Annotated in this window: 18 protein-coding genes and 1 tRNA gene; 8 read left to right on the plus strand and 11 right to left on the minus strand. The window is 66.7% G+C overall.

The features are described 5' to 3' along the window. The first annotated feature begins 2 nt into the window (after positions 1–2). Positions 3–782, plus strand: a complete 780-nt coding sequence (gene pgl / locus MRBLWH12_RS05950) for a 6-phosphogluconolactonase (protein ID WP_341974519.1) — start codon at positions 3–5, stop codon at positions 780–782. Here pgl and MRBLWH12_RS05955 read toward each other — a convergent pair. Next, complete coding sequence (locus MRBLWH12_RS05955) at positions 776–1,825, minus strand: DMT family transporter (RefSeq protein WP_414685037.1); 1,050 nt, start codon at positions 1,823–1,825, stop codon at positions 776–778. The two genes, pgl and MRBLWH12_RS05955, sit on opposite strands and share 7 nt — an antisense overlap. 40 nt (positions 1,826–1,865) lie before the next feature. Between MRBLWH12_RS05955 and def the strand changes: the two genes are divergently transcribed. Together def and MRBLWH12_RS05965 are read left to right on the plus strand one after the other, a co-directional pair. Continuing rightward, on the plus strand, positions 1,866–2,432 hold the full coding sequence (def, locus tag MRBLWH12_RS05960; RefSeq protein WP_363547146.1) for a peptide deformylase: 567 nt from the start codon (positions 1,866–1,868) through the stop codon (positions 2,430–2,432). A 116-nt stretch (positions 2,433–2,548) separates the two neighbouring features. After that, positions 2,549–3,064, plus strand: a complete 516-nt coding sequence (locus tag MRBLWH12_RS05965) for a hypothetical protein (RefSeq protein WP_341974516.1) — start codon at positions 2,549–2,551, stop codon at positions 3,062–3,064. Positions 3,065–3,151: 87 nt separating this feature from the next. On the opposite strand, the gene MRBLWH12_RS05970 is transcribed toward MRBLWH12_RS05965, so the two are convergent. From MRBLWH12_RS05970 to dusB, 6 genes are all read right to left on the minus strand, one after another. Beyond that, positions 3,152–3,712 (minus strand): CDP-alcohol phosphatidyltransferase family protein, encoded by a 561-nt coding sequence (locus MRBLWH12_RS05970; RefSeq protein ID WP_341974515.1) that lies wholly within the window; start codon positions 3,710–3,712, stop codon positions 3,152–3,154. A gap of 143 nt (positions 3,713–3,855) precedes the next feature. Further along, positions 3,856–3,931 (minus strand) — tRNA-Asn (locus tag MRBLWH12_RS05975). 97 nt (positions 3,932–4,028) lie between these two features. Further along, positions 4,029–4,802: an ATP-binding cassette domain-containing protein gene (locus tag MRBLWH12_RS05980; protein WP_363547150.1), complete on the minus strand. Its 774-nt coding sequence runs from the start codon at positions 4,800–4,802 to the stop codon at positions 4,029–4,031. Positions 4,803–4,838: 36 nt separating this feature from the next. Then, complete coding sequence (gene dnaG, locus MRBLWH12_RS05985) at positions 4,839–6,692, minus strand: DNA primase (protein ID WP_341974513.1); 1,854 nt, start codon at positions 6,690–6,692, stop codon at positions 4,839–4,841. Continuing rightward, the gene (locus MRBLWH12_RS05990; RefSeq protein ID WP_341974512.1) at positions 6,692–8,065 is read right to left on the minus strand and encodes a deoxyguanosinetriphosphate triphosphohydrolase; all 1,374 of its coding nucleotides are present in this window, start codon (positions 8,063–8,065) and stop codon (positions 6,692–6,694) included. The genes dnaG and MRBLWH12_RS05990 overlap by 1 nt, the downstream gene beginning before the upstream one ends. Next, complete coding sequence (gene dusB, locus MRBLWH12_RS05995; protein ID WP_363547153.1) at positions 8,055–9,209, minus strand: tRNA dihydrouridine synthase DusB; 1,155 nt, start codon at positions 9,207–9,209, stop codon at positions 8,055–8,057. The genes MRBLWH12_RS05990 and dusB overlap by 11 nt, the downstream gene beginning before the upstream one ends. Before the next feature lie 60 nt (positions 9,210–9,269). On the opposite strand from dusB, the gene MRBLWH12_RS06000 reads away from it, so the two are divergent. Further along, positions 9,270–9,773, plus strand: a complete 504-nt coding sequence (locus MRBLWH12_RS06000; protein ID WP_341974510.1) for a glutathione peroxidase — start codon at positions 9,270–9,272, stop codon at positions 9,771–9,773. Between the two features lie 176 nt (positions 9,774–9,949). Further along, positions 9,950–11,173: a metallophosphoesterase family protein gene (locus MRBLWH12_RS06005; RefSeq protein ID WP_363547156.1), complete on the plus strand. Its 1,224-nt coding sequence runs from the start codon at positions 9,950–9,952 to the stop codon at positions 11,171–11,173. A gap of 71 nt (positions 11,174–11,244) precedes the next feature. Here MRBLWH12_RS06005 and MRBLWH12_RS06010 read toward each other — a convergent pair whose 3' ends face one another. Beyond that, complete coding sequence (locus MRBLWH12_RS06010; protein ID WP_363547159.1) at positions 11,245–11,919, minus strand: DsbA family oxidoreductase; 675 nt, start codon at positions 11,917–11,919, stop codon at positions 11,245–11,247. 53 nt (positions 11,920–11,972) lie between these two features. On the opposite strand from MRBLWH12_RS06010, the gene MRBLWH12_RS06015 reads away from it, so the two are divergent. Beyond that, positions 11,973–12,536 (plus strand): AAA family ATPase, encoded by a 564-nt coding sequence (locus MRBLWH12_RS06015; RefSeq protein WP_363547162.1) that lies wholly within the window; start codon positions 11,973–11,975, stop codon positions 12,534–12,536. Further along, a complete protein-coding gene (locus MRBLWH12_RS06020) occupies positions 12,533–13,156 on the plus strand; it encodes an AAA family ATPase (RefSeq protein WP_363547165.1) in 624 nt (207 codons plus the stop codon). Before MRBLWH12_RS06015 ends, MRBLWH12_RS06020 begins: the two co-directional genes overlap by 4 nt. On the opposite strand, the gene MRBLWH12_RS06025 is transcribed toward MRBLWH12_RS06020, so the two are convergent. Then, positions 13,099–13,899, minus strand: a complete 801-nt coding sequence (locus tag MRBLWH12_RS06025; RefSeq protein WP_363547169.1) for an isoprenyl transferase — start codon at positions 13,897–13,899, stop codon at positions 13,099–13,101. The genes MRBLWH12_RS06020 and MRBLWH12_RS06025 overlap by 58 nt on opposite strands. Then, a complete protein-coding gene (gene recO / locus MRBLWH12_RS06030; protein WP_341978401.1) occupies positions 13,896–14,639 on the minus strand; it encodes a DNA repair protein RecO in 744 nt (247 codons plus the stop codon). The genes MRBLWH12_RS06025 and recO overlap by 4 nt, the downstream gene beginning before the upstream one ends. Before the next feature lie 34 nt (positions 14,640–14,673). Between recO and MRBLWH12_RS06035 the strand changes: the two genes are divergently transcribed. After that, positions 14,674–15,360 (plus strand): trimeric intracellular cation channel family protein, encoded by a 687-nt coding sequence (locus tag MRBLWH12_RS06035; RefSeq protein ID WP_341974504.1) that lies wholly within the window; start codon positions 14,674–14,676, stop codon positions 15,358–15,360. A gap of 3 nt (positions 15,361–15,363) precedes the next feature. Here MRBLWH12_RS06035 and leuA read toward each other — a convergent pair whose 3' ends face one another. Then, positions 15,364–17,118, minus strand: coding sequence for a 2-isopropylmalate synthase (leuA, locus tag MRBLWH12_RS06040; protein ID WP_341974502.1), 1,755 nt, complete (start codon positions 17,116–17,118; stop codon positions 15,364–15,366). Positions 17,119–17,268: the final 150 nt, after the last annotated feature.

The following is a 17,268-nucleotide window of genomic DNA, read 5'->3' on the forward strand; positions in this document are numbered from 1 at the left end:
CGATGGAAGCAGCATCCGCAGAGAAGCGGGTCGTTGTCGAATCAACCCCTGCGGCCCTGGCCGCACGCGTTGCCGACCGTTTCCTGACGCGCCTCGGTGCGCGGACGCGGAACGGACGGATCGCGCATATCGCGCTGACCGGCGGGTCGATGGGCGGTGCCGTGCTCCGTGCGGCCGCAGAAGACCCTCGCTCGGCTCAGATCGACTGGTCGCTCGTGCACTTCTGGTGGGGCGACGAGCGTTTCGTCGCCCGGGACCACGCCGACCGCAACTCCGTTCAGTCCCGTCAGGCTCTTCTCGATCACATCCCGGTCCCTGCCGAGAACGTGCACGAGGTGGCTGGGTCCGACTCCGGCGTCACCCTCGACGAAGCGGCGGCGGCGTATGCTGCGGAGCTCGCACGTTTCGGAACCGATGAGCAGCCCTGGCCCTCGTTCGCTGTGTGCTTCCTCGGTGTCGGTCCTGATGGCCACATCGCCTCGCTCTTCCCCGACCGCCCGGAGGTGGGCGTGACGGATGCCGCTGTTCTTCCCGTGCGCGACTCCCCCAAGCCGCCGCCTGAGCGGGTCACACTGACCCGGCCCGTACTGAACTCGTCCAAGCGCGTGTGGCTGGTTCTCACGGGCGCGGACAAGGCTTCGGCGCTCGGGCTTGCTCTGGCCGGCGCCAGTTACTCCAGCGTGCCGGCTGCTGGCGCGAAGGGGCGCAAGCGGACGATCTTCTTCGTGGATGAGGCGGCCGCGTCCGAGGTCTCCCCCGACCTGATCGATCGATCCTACTGAGGGCTCTCCGGCCCCGTCGAGCGGCGCGGATCCGCGCTCGTCGCAGGCGCGCCGGCCGCTGAATCGTCACTGCCGCGCGGGATGCCCAGCTCCTGGCTCTCGCTGAGCACCTGGGGATGGAATCGGGCGAGCCCCACGACACCCCACACCGCGATCGCTCCGGCGACCGCGAAGATGATGAGGACCCACCACGGTGCGGCTGCCGCCTCGCCGAGCACGACCATGCCGATGAGCACGGCGATGAGCGGATCGACGACAGTGAGCCCGGCGATCACCAGGTCGGGCGGGCCCGAGCTGTACGCGGTCTGCACGAAGTAGGCACCGACGGCGGCAGCAGCAAGGAGCGCGATCACGCACACGACGGTGACCCACTCGAAGTCGCCGGCCTGGACGCGCTTGATGACGACCTTCGCGAGGGTCGCGACGAAGCCGTAGAGGATGCCGGCGCCGATCACGTAGAAGAGGGCACGCATACGGTGCCTGAGGATGAGCCAGAAGGCGCCCAGGATGATGATCACGACGAGCAGCACAGCGAGGATCACGAAGAGTTGACGTTCGTCGATCTCCTGCTCCGTGGCGAAGATCGCCGCGAAGAACACGAACAGGAAGATGCCACCGACGCAGCAGGTGATCGCGGTGATCGATTGCTTGGTCGGCGAGTGCCCTGAGATCCGCGCGTTGAGCAGCGTCGTCATCACCAGCGCGATCGCGCCGAGCGGCTGCACGACGATCAGCGGCGCCTGCACGAGCGCGGCCAGCTGGCAGATCACGGCGAGGGCGAGCATCAACGTGCCGAGGAGCCAGGAGGGCCGGGTCATCAACCGCTTGATCTGGTTCATGTTGAGGCCGCTGGCGCCGTCCGCGCCGCTGAGCAGTTCTACCTTCTCGACCCCGCGGTGCTGGTACTGCGCACCGAGCGACATGAAGACGGCCCCGGCGAGAGCGAGCGGGATTCCCAGCAGCAGCCCCGGGTTCTGGAATGCGCCGACAAGGTGGTCACCGACGACATCCGCCCCATTTGTCCATACGCCTGCGCTCACAATACGACCCTACCTGGCAGTTCCCGCCCAGTAGGGTTATGGCGTGGCTGTACTTCCGATTCGCATCATGGGCGACCCCGTTCTGCACTCCCCCGCATCCGCCGTCGAAGAGATCACAGACGACATCCGCGCACTCGTCGCCGACATGTACGAAACCATGGATACGGCACCGGGTGTGGGTCTCGCCGCTCCCCAGGTCGGCGTGCCACTGCGGCTCTACACCTACTCCTACGTCGACGACGACGACGAGCCGTGGCGCGGCGTTCTGATCAACCCGGTTCTGTGGATGGCACCGCTCGAACCCGGCGATCCCGACCCTGACCTGGAATCCGAGGGGTGCCTCTCGTTCCCTGGAGAGCGATTCCCGCTGCGGCGTTCCGATCGGGTGCTCGTCACCGGCACGGACCTGGATGGCGCAGACGTTCGCATCGAAGTCGATGGGTGGCGTGCCCGCATCATGCAGCACGAGTTCGACCACCTCGACGGCATCCTGTACGTCGACCGTCTCTCCGACGGCGACTGGAAGACGGTGCAGAAGATCGCCCGCAAACGCGGCTGGGGCCGTGCCGGTTCGAGTTGGACTCCGGGGATCGACGACCTCGAAGGTTGACGCGCTCAGTCAGCTCACAGCATCCTTGGAGTTGCGTCACAGACTCCCAGACGGATAACGTGCCCAAGGGGGTGTTTTCGCGCCCCCTCACCAAGACATTCGAGGGGAATCACACCATGATGAAACTGCGCACGCGACGCGCCCTGGCACTGGCTGGAACAGCCGTGGCGCTCACGATCGCCCTCAGCGGCTGTAGCGCGATCAACAACATCCTCGGGGGTGCTCCTCAGGATGCAGACCGTGACGAGGAGACGGGCGAGGTCAAGGAAGACGCGAACATCGACATCTTCGCGTTGAAGGTCGGCGACTGCAAGATGTCCAGCGCAACCGGCCTCATCGAGAGCGCTGACGTCACCCCGTGCGACCAGCCGCACGACGAGGAAGTCTTCTGGGAGTTCCCGATGCCGGACGGCGAGTTCTCGGATGCCGATGTCGACGCCGCGTCGCAGGAGTGCATCGGCGAACCGTTCACCACGTTCGTCGGCGTCGCGTACGACGCTTCGGTTCTCACGGTCTACCCGATCACCCCGACGAAGGAGACCTGGGAGCAGATGAACGACCGCATCATCCAGTGCGTCGTCCTCGAAGAGGGCGTCCAGACGACCGGAACGCTCGCCGGCGCAGCACGCTGACGCGTTTCGCATCTCACCAGAAGAGGCTCCGCCGGATGGCGGGGCCTCTTCTGCGTCCACGCGGTCAAGGCAACCTCACCAAGACCTTCAACGCCGAAGCAGTGTCCGAAGGTATCCGAATCCGACGACCAGATGAAGCACGGCGCCGACGGCGCAGATGACCTGGCCGATCACACCGATGATGCCGAGGTCGGGCAGGATTCCCAATCCGATCAGGGCGAGTCCCGTCATGAAGATCGCCGTGCGCGCCTTCCCCAGTCGAGTGGCCGGGGGCATCTGCTCCGGCCGGGTGATCGCCCAGATCACGCCGAGTGTGAGATCGACGCCGACGACGACGACCGCGATCCACAGCGGCAGATGGCCGGCGACCACGAAACCGCACGCGATGATGGCGACGCCCACGCGGTCGGCGAAGGGGTCCAGGAGCGCTCCCGTCCGACTCGTCTGCCCGAGGCGCCGCGCCAGATAGCCGTCCACCCAATCGCTCACGCCGAACAGCACCAGCAGGACGAGGGTCAGCACGGGAGCAGCATCCTGCACCAGCAGCACAGTGATGGGAACGACGAGAAGCAGACGCAGAACGGTGATCGCGTTCGGGAGCGTCGCCCAGTCGCGGGCGCGCTCCGGCTCAGCCGGGACGGCGTTCATAAGGCGATCCTCGCTCTCCACATCACGCACCGCATGATGGCCCAGGCTATCGCCGCGATGCCGCGGCCGCGTCCGACGTGGCCGTCTATCCCTCACATGGGAGAAGGCGCCCCTCCCGAACTCGCGGGAGGGGCGCCTTCTATTGGCTCCCCGGCTTGGACTCGAACCAAGAACCTGCCGGTTAACAGCCGGCTGCTCTGCCAATTGAGCTACCGAGGAATGTGCTCCGCTGCGCGGGCAACTCGACAAGCTTAGCAAACTCCGAACCATGCTCGTGACACACGGCGGGCTTTTCGGGAGGCGTGTCGCGAGAGGATCAGTGCCGGGAATCCGCCTCGGCGTTCGGCACCCAGAGCAAATCTTTGCCGACGCCTCTCGCGACGACATGCCCGCCTCGGAGCATCAGAGTCTCGGCGTTCAGCTCGCGAATGAAGTCCGCATCGTTCGTGACGAGCAGCGCGCCCATCCCCTGCTCCTTTCGGCGCCGCGTGATCGCACCGAACACGACAGGACGCACCTCGAGGTCGAGGTTGGCGAGCGGCTCATCGGCGATGAGCACCTTGGGTTCCAGGACGAAGGAGCGGGCGACGGCGACGCGCTGGCGCATGCCGGCGCTCAGCTCGTATGGGAACTTGTCTGCGGTGCCGAGCGGGAGGTGAAGCTCGTCGAGGAGCGTGGCGACCCGGATCGAGAGCGCTTTCGTGTTCACCCGCTTCTCCCGGAGGAGGATCGGCTCGGCGATCACCTCGTGCACGGTCAGACGCGGCGGCAGATTCGCGCCGGCGCCCTGGGGCACGAAGCCGGTGTGGTACGTGAGCAGTCGATGGCGGCGCCCTGGTCTGCGCACGTCGACACCGCACACCTGGGCGGTTCCGCCGACGATACGCACGGAGGGATCAGTGGAACCGGCGAGAGCTGCCACCAGAGTCGACTTCCCGGATCCGGTGGGACCAGCCACGCAGATCAGTTCACCGGGCGCCAGGCTGAAGGTCACTCCGTCGACCGCACGAGTCGGCGCTCCGTGCCCGATGCGATCGATCACCAGGTCGGCGCAGTCGATCACATTCGAGGATTCGGGCCGACGCGACATGTCTCCATCCTGCCCTGTATTGATCGGGCGCGGTCGTTACGACTCGGTGAAGCGCTGACGCTCCGCATCGAGATCCCGCAGGCGCATCCGCAGGGCACGACCGCCATCGGAGTCCGCCGGCACCCGCTGCAGGGCGGAATTCAGCTCGAACTTGTCCTGCTGGAGGCGCCGCAGGATCAGGCGTCGGGCGAGATCGGTGGTCGACGCGACCGCGCTCTCCTCGTTCCGCGCCGGGAACGGCGTCATCAGCAGCTCACCGGCAAGCGATCGGTACGGCTCGCGCACCGCGTTCACAGCGTCGGTCGCCCACCCGGCCCTGGCGCGGTTCGCAGCGGATGCCACGGCCTCGCGCACCGCGTCCAGACCCGGCGTCCGGAAATCGTCGGCCAGCGCACGGGTCAGCAGCTCGTGATCGACCTGATGGCCGTACTGGAGCGCCCCCATGAGAGCATCGCGCTCCAAGGCGACGTCCGCCGTCCGCGGCAGGCTGCCGAGCGTCACCGGTGCGATGCCGGTGAGACCCGCGGAGGACTCGGCCGGAGCCGATTCTCGTCGGTTCGTCTGCGCGCCTCCGCGTGCGGCCCGCTCCACCTCGGAATGCACCTCGGTGGGATCCATGCCGAGGCGACGCGCCAGCACACGCTCGTACCCGGGGCGCAGGAGTCGGTCCCGGATCTCGGCGACGATCGGAGACGCGGCTCGCAATGCCCCCACGCGACCCTCCACAGTGGCCAGATCGAAGCCGCCGAGCTTGCGGTCGATCGCGAACTCGAACATCGGCACCTTGGCATCCATCAGTCCCCGCACGGCGGCATCGCCGCGCTGCAGGCGCAGATCACACGGATCCAAGCCATCCGGTGCCACCGCGACGAAGGTCTGCGCGTTGAAACGGTCGTCCTCGGTGAACGCGCGCAGCGCCGCCTTCTGACCAGCCTCGTCGCCATCGAAGGTGAACACCACCTCACCGGATGCGTTGTCATCGCCCATCACGCGTCGCAGCACCTTGATGTGGTCGGTGCCGAACGCCGTGCCGCAGGTGGCGATCGCCGTCGTGAGCCCGGCCAGATGGCAAGCCATCACATCGGTGTAGCCCTCGACGACCACAACGCGCCGCGGGTCGCCGCGAGCGATGTCCCGCTTGGCGAGGTCCAGCCCGTAGAGCACCTGGGCCTTCTTGTAGATGGGTGTCTCGGGGGTGTTCAGGTACTTGGGTCCCTGGTCGTCGTCGAAGAGCTTCCTCGCGCCGAAGCCGATCGTCTGACCGGAGACGTCGCGGATCGGCCAGACCAGGCGCCCACGGAAACGGTCGTATACGCCCCGCTGGCCCGTGGAGACGAGACCCGCGGCGCTCAGCTCGTCTCGCGTGAAGCCCTGCGCGGTGAGCGCCTTGAGCATCGCGTCCCAGCCCTTCGGCGCGAAGCCGACCCCGAAGTGGGCTGCCGCCCCCGCGTCGAAGCCCCGCTCGCCGAGGAACCGTCGGCCGATCTCCGCCTCGGGTGAGAGCAGCTGAGCGCGGAAGAACTCCGCGGCCGCGGTGTTCGCGGCATAGAGCCTGCTGCGACCGCTCGTCTCCGGTGCCGAACCGCCGTCTTCGTAGTGCAGCGCGTAGCCGATGCGGCCAGCGAGCCGCTCCACCGCCTCGGTGAAACTGACGTGATCCATCTCGCGCAGGAACGAGTAGACGTCGCCCGACTCACCGCAGCCGAAGCAATGGTAGTAGCCGACCTGCGGCCGTACGTGGAAGCTGGGGCTCTTCTCGTCGTGAAAAGGGCACAGTCCCTTGAGGGACCCGACGCCCGCCGATTTCAGCGCGACGCGCTCCCCCACGATGTCCGCGATGTTCGTCCGCGCTTTGACCTCATCGACGTCCGCCTGCCGGATCCGCGGCATCAGACCGCTCCTTCGGCGACCGTCTGCCTGCCGACATGCGCGCGCGAACCCGGACGCGCATGGCGCGGAGTCCAGATCCCCACCTCGGCAGGATCGATCTCTCCGACCAGGCGGTTGTGCCAGTCGATGGCGCTCTGGTCGGTGAGACTCGCGACCTGGTCGACGACGACCCTGGCACGCTCGGCGTCGGTGGTCGCGGCGACGAAGTCCGCCGTGAAGGCGGGTTCGAGCACGTCGGCTCCCGCCGACCACAGCGCGTCCGTCGACCAGAGCGAGTCGGCGAGACGCCGCAGCACGCGCCGCTGCTCCTTGTAGACGCCCTTGCGCGCCTCGATCGTCACGATCGCCTGCCCCATGATGCCCTTGAGGACTGCGATCTCGGCTTCGACGACCCTGGGCACGACGACATGCGCGTTGTACCGGACGAGTGCGGTCCCCGGGTATGCCTCGCGCGTCGCCGAGACGGCGGCACGGGCGAAGCGTCCGATGAGGTCGCTGGTCAGGTTCTTCAGACGAGCGAGGTCGCGACGGGAGCGGTCGAACGATGACAGCCACATCGACTGGGTGGCCAGCCGGTAGAGCGCGTCGGCCAGCTCATCCCGTGTGAAGTCATACCCCACCCACTGCTGGATCCGTCCGACCAGGGCGTCATGCTCCAGCGGGTCCGCCAGCTGCGCGACGTCGAGGTAGCCGTTCACGATGGCGTCCTCGAAGTCGTGCACGGAATAGGCGATGTCGTCGGAGAGATCCATGATCTCCGCCTCGATGCAGCGCAGCCGCCGCGGGGCCCCTTCACGCATCCAGCGGAACACGGCCTCGTCTTCGGGGTACACCCCGAACTTCAGCCGACCACCGGGATCCGGCACCGGGCTGTCGACCGTCCACGGATACTTGCACGTGGCATCGAGCGTCGCTCTGGTGAGGTTGAGTCCGACCGAGTGATCATCGTCATCGAGAACCTTGGCCTCGAGTCGGGTCAGGATGCGCAGCGACTGCGCATTGCCCTCGAAGCCGCCGATGTGCTCGGCCCATTCGTTCAGTGCACGCTCGCCGTTATGACCGAATGGCGGATGCCCGAGGTCGTGGCTCAGGCACGCCGTGTCGACGACGTCTTCGGAGACGCCGAGCGCCGTCGCGAGTTCCCGGCCGACCTGCGCCACCTCGAGCGAGTGCGTCAATCTGTTGCGTGCGAAGTCTGCGGTGCTCGCGGGGCTCAGCACCTGCGTCTTCGCCGCCAGACGACGCAGTGCCGCCGAGTGCACCACGCGCGCCCGATCTCTGGCGAAGTCGTTGCGCTCGGAACGGTGGGTCTCGGCAAAGAAGCGCTCGGCATCGCGCGGATCGTAGCCGTCCGTGCGCAGATCAGCCACCACTGTTCTCGATCTCCGCTCCTCGCATCATCTCCGACGCCGAAGCCTCGATCTCTCGCGACTCCAACCATTTATCCGGCAGTGCCGTGCGCTTGGCGTGACCTGCGCGACCACGCTGGCCCTCCGCATCCGCACCCGGATACGGCGCCGTGTGGTCGAGCTGGCCGAGCAGATCATCGATCTCGGCGAGACTCGACGCGGTCGCGAGTCCGGTGCGGATGTCGCCGCCGACCGGATAGCCCTTGAAGTACCAGGAGACGTGCTTGCGGATGTCACGGCATCCGTGGCTCTCGTCCTCATAGAACTCGACGATCAGTTCGGCATGACGGCGGAATGCGTTCGCGACGAAGCCCAACGTGGCATCGACCGGACGCGACCGCGCTCCGAAGGCGGCGGCGAGCTCACCGAACAGCCAGGGTCGGCCGAGGCATCCGCGACCGACCACGACGCCGTCGCAATCGGTTTCGGCCATCATCCGCACCGCGTCGTCCGCCGACCAGATGTCGCCGTTGCCGAGGACCGGGATGCTGGTGACGGCCTGTTTCAGCTCGCCGATCGCGTTCCAATCCGCGTGCCCGGAGTAATACTCCCCCGCGGTCCGCGCGTGCAGCGCGACCGCGGCCGCGCCGGCATCCTCCGCAGCTCGTCCTGCTTCGAGGAAGGTGAGGTGATCCTTGTCGATGCCCTTGCGCATCTTGACCGTCAACGGCACCGGCCCGGCCGCCTTGACCGCCTGGTCGACGATGTCTGCGAACAACCGGCTCTTCCACGGGAGCGCCGCTCCGCCGCCCTTGCGGGTGACCTTGGGCACCGGGCATCCGAAATTCAGATCGATGTGGTCGGCGTGGTCTTCGGCGACGATGATGCGGACCGCCTCGGCGATCGTGCGAGGGTCGACCCCGTAGAGCTGGATCGAGCGGGGCGTCTCGGACTCGTGGTGGCGGATGAGGCGCATCGTCGTCTCGTTGCGCTCCACGAGCGCGCGGGAGGTGATCATCTCGCTGACGTAAAGGCCGGCGCCGTACTCACGGCAGAGACGCCGGAAGGCGGTGTTGGTGATCCCCGCCATGGGTGCGAGGACGACGGGCACGTCGAGGGCGATCGGCCCGATACGGAGCGGGCGCACGGTAGCTGGAGCAAGAGTCATGACCTCTCCATTCTCCCAGACCCGGAGCCCCCGGCGGGCAGTCGCGTTTAGGCTGGGGATATGACCGATTCCGCCCTCCGTTCCATCCCGTTCACCGACGCCCAGGGAGCCGAGAAAACGCTCGATGATCTGGGTGCAGACGTGGTGCTGGTCGTGAATGTCGCCTCGAAGTGCGGCCTCACCCCGCAGTACGAGCAGCTCGAGGAACTGCAGCGCCTCTACGGCGACCGCGGCTTCACGGTGCTCGGCTTCCCCAGCAACCAGTTCTTCGGCCAGGAACCAGGATCGGTCGAGGAGATCCTCGAGTTCTGCTCGACGACCTATGGCGTCACTTTCCCGCTGGCAGACAAGGTCAAGGTCAACGGAAAGAACGCCACCGAGCTCTACAAGGCGCTGAAGCAGACACCGGATGCCGGCGGCAAGGCCGGCCGCGTGGAGTGGAACTTCGAGAAGTTCCTCGTGCTGCCTGACGGCGAGGTGCAGCGTTTCCGGCCGAAGCAGAAGCCGGACGCACCCGAGATCGTCTCCGCGATCGAGAGCGCCCTGGTCACCGCTCGCCGCTGACGTTCGCTGCGGGGTCGCGGCATCGTGCAGGTACTTCGTTCACCTGCGCGTCATTTGCGCTCCCCGCTCATCCACAGGTGATTCCGCTGCCCCGTTCATCTGCGCGTCAGCCTCACGCCATCTGCCCTCCTTAGTCTCACCGCGGCGAAACCCGCCGTAGACGAAGGAGCCCAGCAATGCCCGACCGAATGCCGATGAGCCGACGCACAGTGATCACCGCGGGAGCGCTCGGCGCTCTGGGCGCCGCGCTGCCGATCGGCGCCGCGCACGCGGAGACCGCGCCGCCGTCCGATCCCGCGACCGCCGCGACTTCCGCCTCGGGAAGTCCACGTCCGAACGGTCCGCGGCTGCGCTTCCGCGCCGGCGGGACATTCAAGGTGGTGCAGTTCAACGACACGCAGGACGACGAGCAGACCGACCGCCGCACGGTCGAACTCATCGAGAAGGTGCTCGACCAGGAGAAGCCGGACTTCGTGGTCATCAACGGAGATGTGATCTCGAGCGGCTGCGAGACTCGACTCGCTGTCAAGCAGGCGATCAACAACGTCGTGTGGCCGATGGAGTCCCGGCGGATCCCGTGGGCGGTCACGTACGGCAACCACGACGAGGACTCGCTGCCGGAGTCGGGCGTCGACGAGGCAGGGATGCTCCAGATCTACCGCTCTTACGAGTTCAACATGAACGCTGACAATGCCCGAGGACTGACGGGCACCAGCAACACGATCGTTCCGATCTCGTCGTCCCGGAAGAAGAATCGCGAGGCGTTCTCGCTGTGGTTGCTGGACTCGGGTCGCTATGCGCCGGATGCGATCAACGGACAGGACTTCACCGGTTGTCCCACCTGGGACTGGCTGCGCATGGATCAGGTCGCCTGGTATCGCGAGCAGTCGCAGCGGCTCGAGCAGCGCCGCGGCCAGAAGGTGCCCGGCCTCATGTTCATCCACATCGCGCTGTGGGAGCACCGCTTCATGTGGTGGGGCGGCGTCGACACCCGGACGGAAGCCGACGCCGCGCGCGGCAGGGACCGTCACGGCATCGTCGGCGAGCGGAACGAGGACGAGTGCCCCGGTCCGTTCAACTCGGGGCTCTTCAACGCGATCCTCGAGCGTGGCGATGTGAAGGGCGTCTTCGTGGGCCATGATCACGTCAACGACTACGTGGGCGACTATTACGGCGTCAAGCTCGGCTATGCGCCCGGAACCGGCTTCGGCGCGTACGGCTTGTCCGGAGACGAGCGCAACCGCATGCGTGGAGGCCGCGTGTTCGAGCTCACCGAGGTCGGCGACGAGGTATCGATCGCAACCCGCGTCGTCTACGCGCGCGATCTCGGCATCGATCTGACCGCGAACGACCAGCCCATGGAGCCGCTGCCGCTCGCCCCCAGGCAGGAGCAGATCTGACCGGCACCGGTCGAAACGGAACGGCGGGGCCCCGATGCCGGGGCCCCGCCGTGTCTCGTCGTAGCGACGACTCAGGCCTCGACGGGCGCTCCCCGCTTCGCCCAGAGGTCGCGGAGTACATTCTCGAACGCAGCAGGGGGCTGTGCCCCGCTGATGCCGTACTGACCGTCGATCACGAAGAACGGCACGCCCTGGATGCCGTAGGCACGGGCCTGCTCCTGGTCCTGACGCACGGCCGGCAGGTACCTGGCGGTCTGCAGCGCTTCACGCGCCTCGTCGGCATCGAGGCCGACCTCGGCAGCGAGTTCCACGAGATCATCGATGCGTCCGACGTGCTTGCCCTCGGTGAAGTAGGCGGACATGAGCCGCTCCTCCATCTCGTGCTGGAGCCCCTGCGCCTTCGCGAAGTGGAGCAGCTCGTGCGCTTTGACGGTGTTCGTGTGCTGGAGGAGATCGAAGCGGTACCCGAGGCCAGCAGCCTCGGCGACACCCGTGACATGGGCGAGCATCTGCTCGACCTGGTCCCTGGGCATGCCCTTGTGGCCGGCAAGGAAGTCGACCTCGTCGCCGTCGAAGTCGACCGGAGTGTCCGGGGAGAGTTCGAAGGAGTGGAAGGTCACCTTCACCTCAGGGGCATCCTCGTCGGCGGCGACCGCGGCGAGACCGGTCTCGAGGTTGCGCTTGCCGATGTAGCACCACGGGCAGGCGATGTCGGACCAGATGTCGATGGAGATGGGTTCAGTCACGTCTTCATCCAACCGCATGCACCTATGGGCTATTCCGCCGATAAGATTTTCGGATGCTCTCCGCCGATGATCCCCTGCCGTTCCGGCCGGAGCGGGTACTGATCGCCGGTATCACGGGCTCGGGGAAGACGACGCTTGCGTCGCGCATCGACAAGGTATGGGGGCTCCGACACGTCGAGATCGACGCCCTCTTCCACGGTCGGAACTGGACACCCCGACCGGAGTTCCTCGATGACGTCCGCGCCTTCGCCGCTGAGGAACGGTGGGTCACCGAATGGCAGTACACGAGTAAGGGCACGGACGCGATCCTCGCGCCACGCGCTCAGCTGGTGCTGTGGCTCGACTACCCGTACCCGTTGGTGCGTCGGCGGCTCGTCGGCAGGACGTTGAAGCGCCGGGTGTTCCGGACGAGACTCTGGAACGGCAACAGGGAACCGAATCTTCTCCAGGCGCTGACCATCCGCGGGGAAGAGAACATCCTCGTTTGGCAGAAGAACACCCGCGACAAGTGGGCCCAGCGAATGCCTGCGATCCAGGCCGACTTCCCGCACCTCACGATCGTGCGCCTCCGTCACCCGCGCGAGACCGAGGCCTGGCTGAGACTTCCGCGATCATGAGTTCCCGGATGCTCTCCGCCGCTGATCCTCTGCCGTTTCGGCCGCAGCGCGTGCTCATCGCCGGCGTCACCGGCTCAGGGAAGACGACTCTCGCTGCCCGGATAGGCAAGGCGTGGGGCCTCCGCCACGTCGAGATCGATGCGCTGTTCCACGGCCCGCATTGGACACCTCGACCGGATTTCCTCGATGACGTCGGTGCGTTCGCGGCGACCGAGCGCTGGATCACCGAGTGGCAGTACACGAGCAAGGGCACGGACGAGATCATGACCCCGCGCGCGCAACTCGTGATCTGGCTCGACTACCCGTATCCGGTCGTGCGCTCTCGGCTGATACGCCGCACGCTCGGTCGCAGCATCCTGCGCACCCGGATGTACAACGGCAACGTGGAGAAGCCGATCTGGAAGCTGCTCATGACCAGAGACCCTGATCAGAACATCCTCGCCTGGCAGACGAAGACCCTCCGGCACTGGACCGAGCGCATGCCCACGGTCACAGATGCGTTCCCGCACCTCACGATCGTGCGGCTGACGCACCCCCGCGAGACCGAGAAGTGGTTGATGGTTCAGGCGGAGCCTGGAGCATCCACCGCGCCCCCGAAGCGGCGGTCACGCGAGAGATAGATCCCGATCGCGCGCCACAGCTCTTCGCGGGAGAAGTCCGGCCAGAGGGTGTCAAGGAACACCATCTCGGCATATGCCGATTCCCACAGCAGGAAGTTCGAGGTGCGCTGCTCCCCCGAGCTGCGCAGGAACAGGTCGACGTCCGGCATGTCCGGCACGTACAGGTTCCGGCGGATCATCTTCTCGGTGATCGCGTTCGGCTTCAGCCGCCCCGCCGCGACCTCGGATGCCAGCGCACGCATCGCGTCGACGAGCTCGACCCGGCCGCCGTAATTCACACACATGGTCAGAGTGAGGACGTCATTGCCACGGGTGAGCTGCTCGGCGTGCTGCAGTTCCTTGATGACGCTGCCCCAGAGCCGAGGCTTGCGCCCGGCCCAGCGCACGCGCACCCCCCACTCGTTGAGCTGATCGCGGCGGCGGTGCAGCACGTCGCGGTTGTACCCCATCAGGAAGCGCACCTCCTCAGGGGAGCGCGCCCAGTTCTCGGTCGAGAAGGCGTACACCGACAGATGCTTGACGCCCGCCTGGATCGCGCCCGCGACGACGTCGAGCAGCACCTCCTCGCCGGCCTTGTGACCTTCGACACGGCTGAGGCCCCGCCGATTCGCCCAGCGGCCGTTGCCGTCCATGACGATGGCGACATGTTCCGGAACGGCCGGGAAGACCGGGGGCTGGATACCGGTCCAGTCCAGCGGGCGATACGCCACGGCGTCCTTGTGGGTGTACGGCTTCGGGGTCACCGGGGTCCTTCCCGTGGCGGAACGGAGATGTGGGCGAGCGAGCGGATACCGCGCTCGAGATGCCACTGCGCGTATGCCGCGATCAGGCCGGATGCGGAGGCGGTGGCGACAGGCGACGCCGCGTCGACCGCATCCCACTCCCCCGCCATCAGCGAGCGCAGAAGCGAAAGAGTCGCCTCGGCGATGCGTGGGCTGCCCGCCGGGGCGCAGTCCACGCAGACGAGTCCGCCGAGCTGGCCGACGAACGTCGTGTGCGGACCGCGCGCCGCGCATCGAGCGCAATCTTCGAGCGACGGCGCCCAGCCGGAGAGTGCCATCACCCGCAGCAGGTAGGAATCCAGGATGCTGCGGGGCGCATGCTCGCCACGCGACAATGCGCGCAGCCCGCCGACGAGCAGCAGATACTGATCCGGCGTCGCCTCCGAGTCGCTGAGGCGATCGGCGGTCTCCACCATCGCACTGGCTGATGTGAAGCGCTCGTAGTGGGCGGCGATCTCGGTGCCGTACGACCCCAGTGATTCCGCCTGCTGCACGATGTCGAGAGAACGGCCCTGGTACAGCTGCACATCGGCCACCATGAACGGCTCCAGGCGAGAACCGAATTTCGACGACGTGCGTCTCACACCCTTGGCGACCGCGCGGACTTTGCCGTGACGACGCGAGAGCATGGTGACGATGCGATCGGCCTCACCCAGCTTGTGAGTGCGCAGAATCACCGCTTCGTCTCGATAGGTGGGCACCTTTCGATTATCCTCCGTGCGGGAGAATAGACGGGTGACCGAACCGCAGTTCTTCATTCCCCTCTGGGCGGATCTCCTCGGCGTCGGCCTTGGCGGCATCCAGGGCGCGATGTTCGCCTCCGGCTTCCAGGGTCAGCGACGCCTGGATCTGCTCGGCGTGTCGATCATCGGCATCCTCATCGGTATGGGCGGCGGTCTCATCCGCGACCTGCTGCTGGGGCAGCCGCCGGCGACGCTCCAGAACAACTGGTATCTGGTCACCGCCGGCGGCGCCGCCATCATCGGCATGCTTCTGGCCGGTCTTCTGAACCGAGCCAACGCGATCATCGTGGGTCTCGATGCCGTCGTCATCGGAATGTTCGGTGCTTTTGGCACCAGCAAGGCACTGGGGCTGGGGGTTCCCCCGGTGCCTGCGGTCTTCATCGGCGTGTGCGCCGCCGTCGGAGGCAGCGTCCTGCGCGACGTCATCATGGGGCTGCCGGTCGCGATCATGCATGTCGGATCGCTGTATGCGGTGGCCGCGGCCGCCGGATGCACCGTGATCGTGATCGCGAACGCGGTCGGCGTGAACCTCGCCGTGGCCGGGGTGATCGGGATCGTGGTGACCGCGATCATCCGCGTGCTGGCGGTCGCCTTCGATCTCTCGCTCCCGGAGCAGCGCCGTCTCTACCGCCGCAAGGTGGCGGCAGAGACGGGCACCATTCCGATCGTCAAGCCGTAGGCGTCAGACGGCGGCGAGTTCCTGCTGGCGAGTGCGGATCGAGCGGTTCACGCCCGAGACGATCGCCTTGAGGGATGCCGTCGAGATGTCGCCGTCGATGCCGACACCCCAGAGCCGCTGGTCGCCGACCTGCAGTTCGACGTAGGCGGCCGCCTGCGCGTCGCCGCCGGCGCTGAGCGCGTGCTCGACGTAGTCGTACACGGTGATGTCGAAGCCCTGCGCCCGCAGCACCTCGACGAACGCCGCGACCGGGCCGTTGCCCGAGCCGGCGACGGCGAGCTGCTGCTCGTCGTCGCGGAGAACGACGTCGAGCACGACCTCGCCCGACATGTCGCTGCGCGTCTGCGTGGCGAGCAGCTCGAACCGGCCCCACTTCGCGGCGGCATCCGCTGCGGGCAGGTACTCGTCGTTGAAGATCGACCAGATCGCGTCGCTGGTGACTTCGCCGCCCTCGGAATCGGTCTTGGCCTGCACGACGCCGGAGAACTCGATCTGGAGCTTGCGCGGCAGATCGATCGCGTGATCCGCCTTCAGCAGGTAGGCGACGCCGCCCTTGCCGGACTGCGAGTTGACGCGGATCACGGCCTCGTAGGAGCGACCGAGGTCCTTCGGGTCGATCGGCAGGTACGGAACTGCCCACTCGATCTCGTCGACCGTGACGCCTTCGGCGGCGGCACGGGCCGCCATCGCCTCGAAACCCTTCTTGATGGCATCCTGATGCGATCCGCTGAACGCGGTGAACACCAGGTCGCCCGCCCACGGGCTGCGCTCGGGCACGGGCAGCTGGTTGCAGTACTCCACCGTGCGCTTGACCTGGTCGATGTCGCTGAAGTCGATCTGCGGGTCGATCCCCTGCGTGAACAGGTTGATCCCCAGAGCCACGATGTCGACATTGCCGGTGCGCTCGCCGTTGCCGAACAGGCACCCCTCGATGCGGTCGGCACCGGCCATGTAGCCGAGCTCGGCCGCGGCGATCGCGGTGCCGCGATCGTTGTGCGGATGCAGGGAGAGGATCACGTTCTCACGGTGCGCCAGGTGACGGCTCATCCACTCGATCGAGTCGGCGTAGACGTTCGGCGTGGCCATCTCGACCGTGGCCGGCAGGTTGATGATGACCTTGCGGTCCGGAGTCGGCTCGAAGACCTCGATCACCTGGTTGCAGACGTCGACGGCGAACTCGAGCTCGGTTCCGGTATAGCTCTCCGGCGAGTACTCGTAGTACACCTGCGTGTCAGGAATCGTCTTCTCGAACTTCCGGCACAGCCGCGCGCCTTCCAGGGCGATGTCGATGATGCCCTGCTTGTCGGTCCGGAACACGACCTCGCGCTGCAGCACGCTCGTGGAGTTGTACAGGTGCACGATCGCCTGCTTCGCCCCGGCGATCGACTCGTAGGTGCGCTCGATGAGGTGCTCGCGCGCCTGCGTCAGCACCTGGATCGTGACATCGTCGGGAATCAGGTTCTCTTCGATGAGCTGCCGGACGAAATCGAAGTCGGTCTGGCTGGCGGAGGGGAATCCGACCTCGATCTCCTTGTAGCCCATGCTGACGAGCAGCTCGAACATGACGCGCTTGCGCTCGGGCGACATCGGGTCGATGAGGGCCTGGTTGCCGTCGCGGAGGTCAACGGCGCACCAGCGAGGAGCCTGCGTGATGCGGGCGTCCGGCCAGGTGCGGTCAGGCAGGTGGACGGTGATCTGCTCGTGGAACGGCCGGTACTTGTGGATCGGCATCGTGGACGGGCGCTGAGTGTTCTGCATGATGGGGCTTCTTCTCTTCGTCAAAGTGATCGGGCCAACACAAGCGCCGCGACGAGGAAGGCCCTAGCTGGAGGACTCGTCGCGGCAGCTAAGAAGAAGCAGACCGCCGAAAGGCATGCGGCCATGGTAGCAGTCCTCGCCGGATGGTTC

Origin of the sequence: Microbacterium sp. LWH12-1.2, assembly GCF_040675825.1 — a bacterium.
GTDB lineage: Bacteria > Actinomycetota > Actinomycetes > Actinomycetales > Microbacteriaceae > Microbacterium.

Excerpts from the sequence above, each read along its gene's own strand:
- MRBLWH12_RS05965 (WP_341974516.1), top strand. The coding sequence starts at position 2,549 with ATGATGAAACTGCGCACGCGACGCGCCCTGGCACTGGCTGGAACAGCC.
- MRBLWH12_RS05970 (WP_341974515.1), bottom strand. The coding sequence starts at position 3,712 with ATGAACGCCGTCCCGGCTGAGCCGGAGCGCGCCCGCGACTGGGCGACG.
- MRBLWH12_RS06005 (WP_363547156.1), top strand. The coding sequence starts at position 9,950 with ATGCCCGACCGAATGCCGATGAGCCGACGCACAGTGATCACCGCGGGA.
- pgl (WP_341974519.1), top strand. The coding sequence starts at position 3 with ATGGAAGCAGCATCCGCAGAGAAGCGGGTCGTTGTCGAATCAACCCCT.
- MRBLWH12_RS06020 (WP_363547165.1), top strand. The coding sequence starts at position 12,533 with ATGAGTTCCCGGATGCTCTCCGCCGCTGATCCTCTGCCGTTTCGGCCG.
- MRBLWH12_RS06015 (WP_363547162.1), top strand. The coding sequence starts at position 11,973 with ATGCTCTCCGCCGATGATCCCCTGCCGTTCCGGCCGGAGCGGGTACTG.
- MRBLWH12_RS05980 (WP_363547150.1), bottom strand. The coding sequence starts at position 4,802 with ATGTCGCGTCGGCCCGAATCCTCGAATGTGATCGACTGCGCCGACCTG.
- leuA (WP_341974502.1), bottom strand. The coding sequence starts at position 17,118 with ATGCAGAACACTCAGCGCCCGTCCACGATGCCGATCCACAAGTACCGG.
- MRBLWH12_RS06000 (WP_341974510.1), top strand. The coding sequence starts at position 9,270 with ATGACCGATTCCGCCCTCCGTTCCATCCCGTTCACCGACGCCCAGGGA.
- dnaG (WP_341974513.1), bottom strand. The coding sequence starts at position 6,692 with ATGCCGCGGATCCGGCAGGCGGACGTCGATGAGGTCAAAGCGCGGACG.
- dusB (WP_363547153.1), bottom strand. The coding sequence starts at position 9,209 with ATGACTCTTGCTCCAGCTACCGTGCGCCCGCTCCGTATCGGGCCGATC.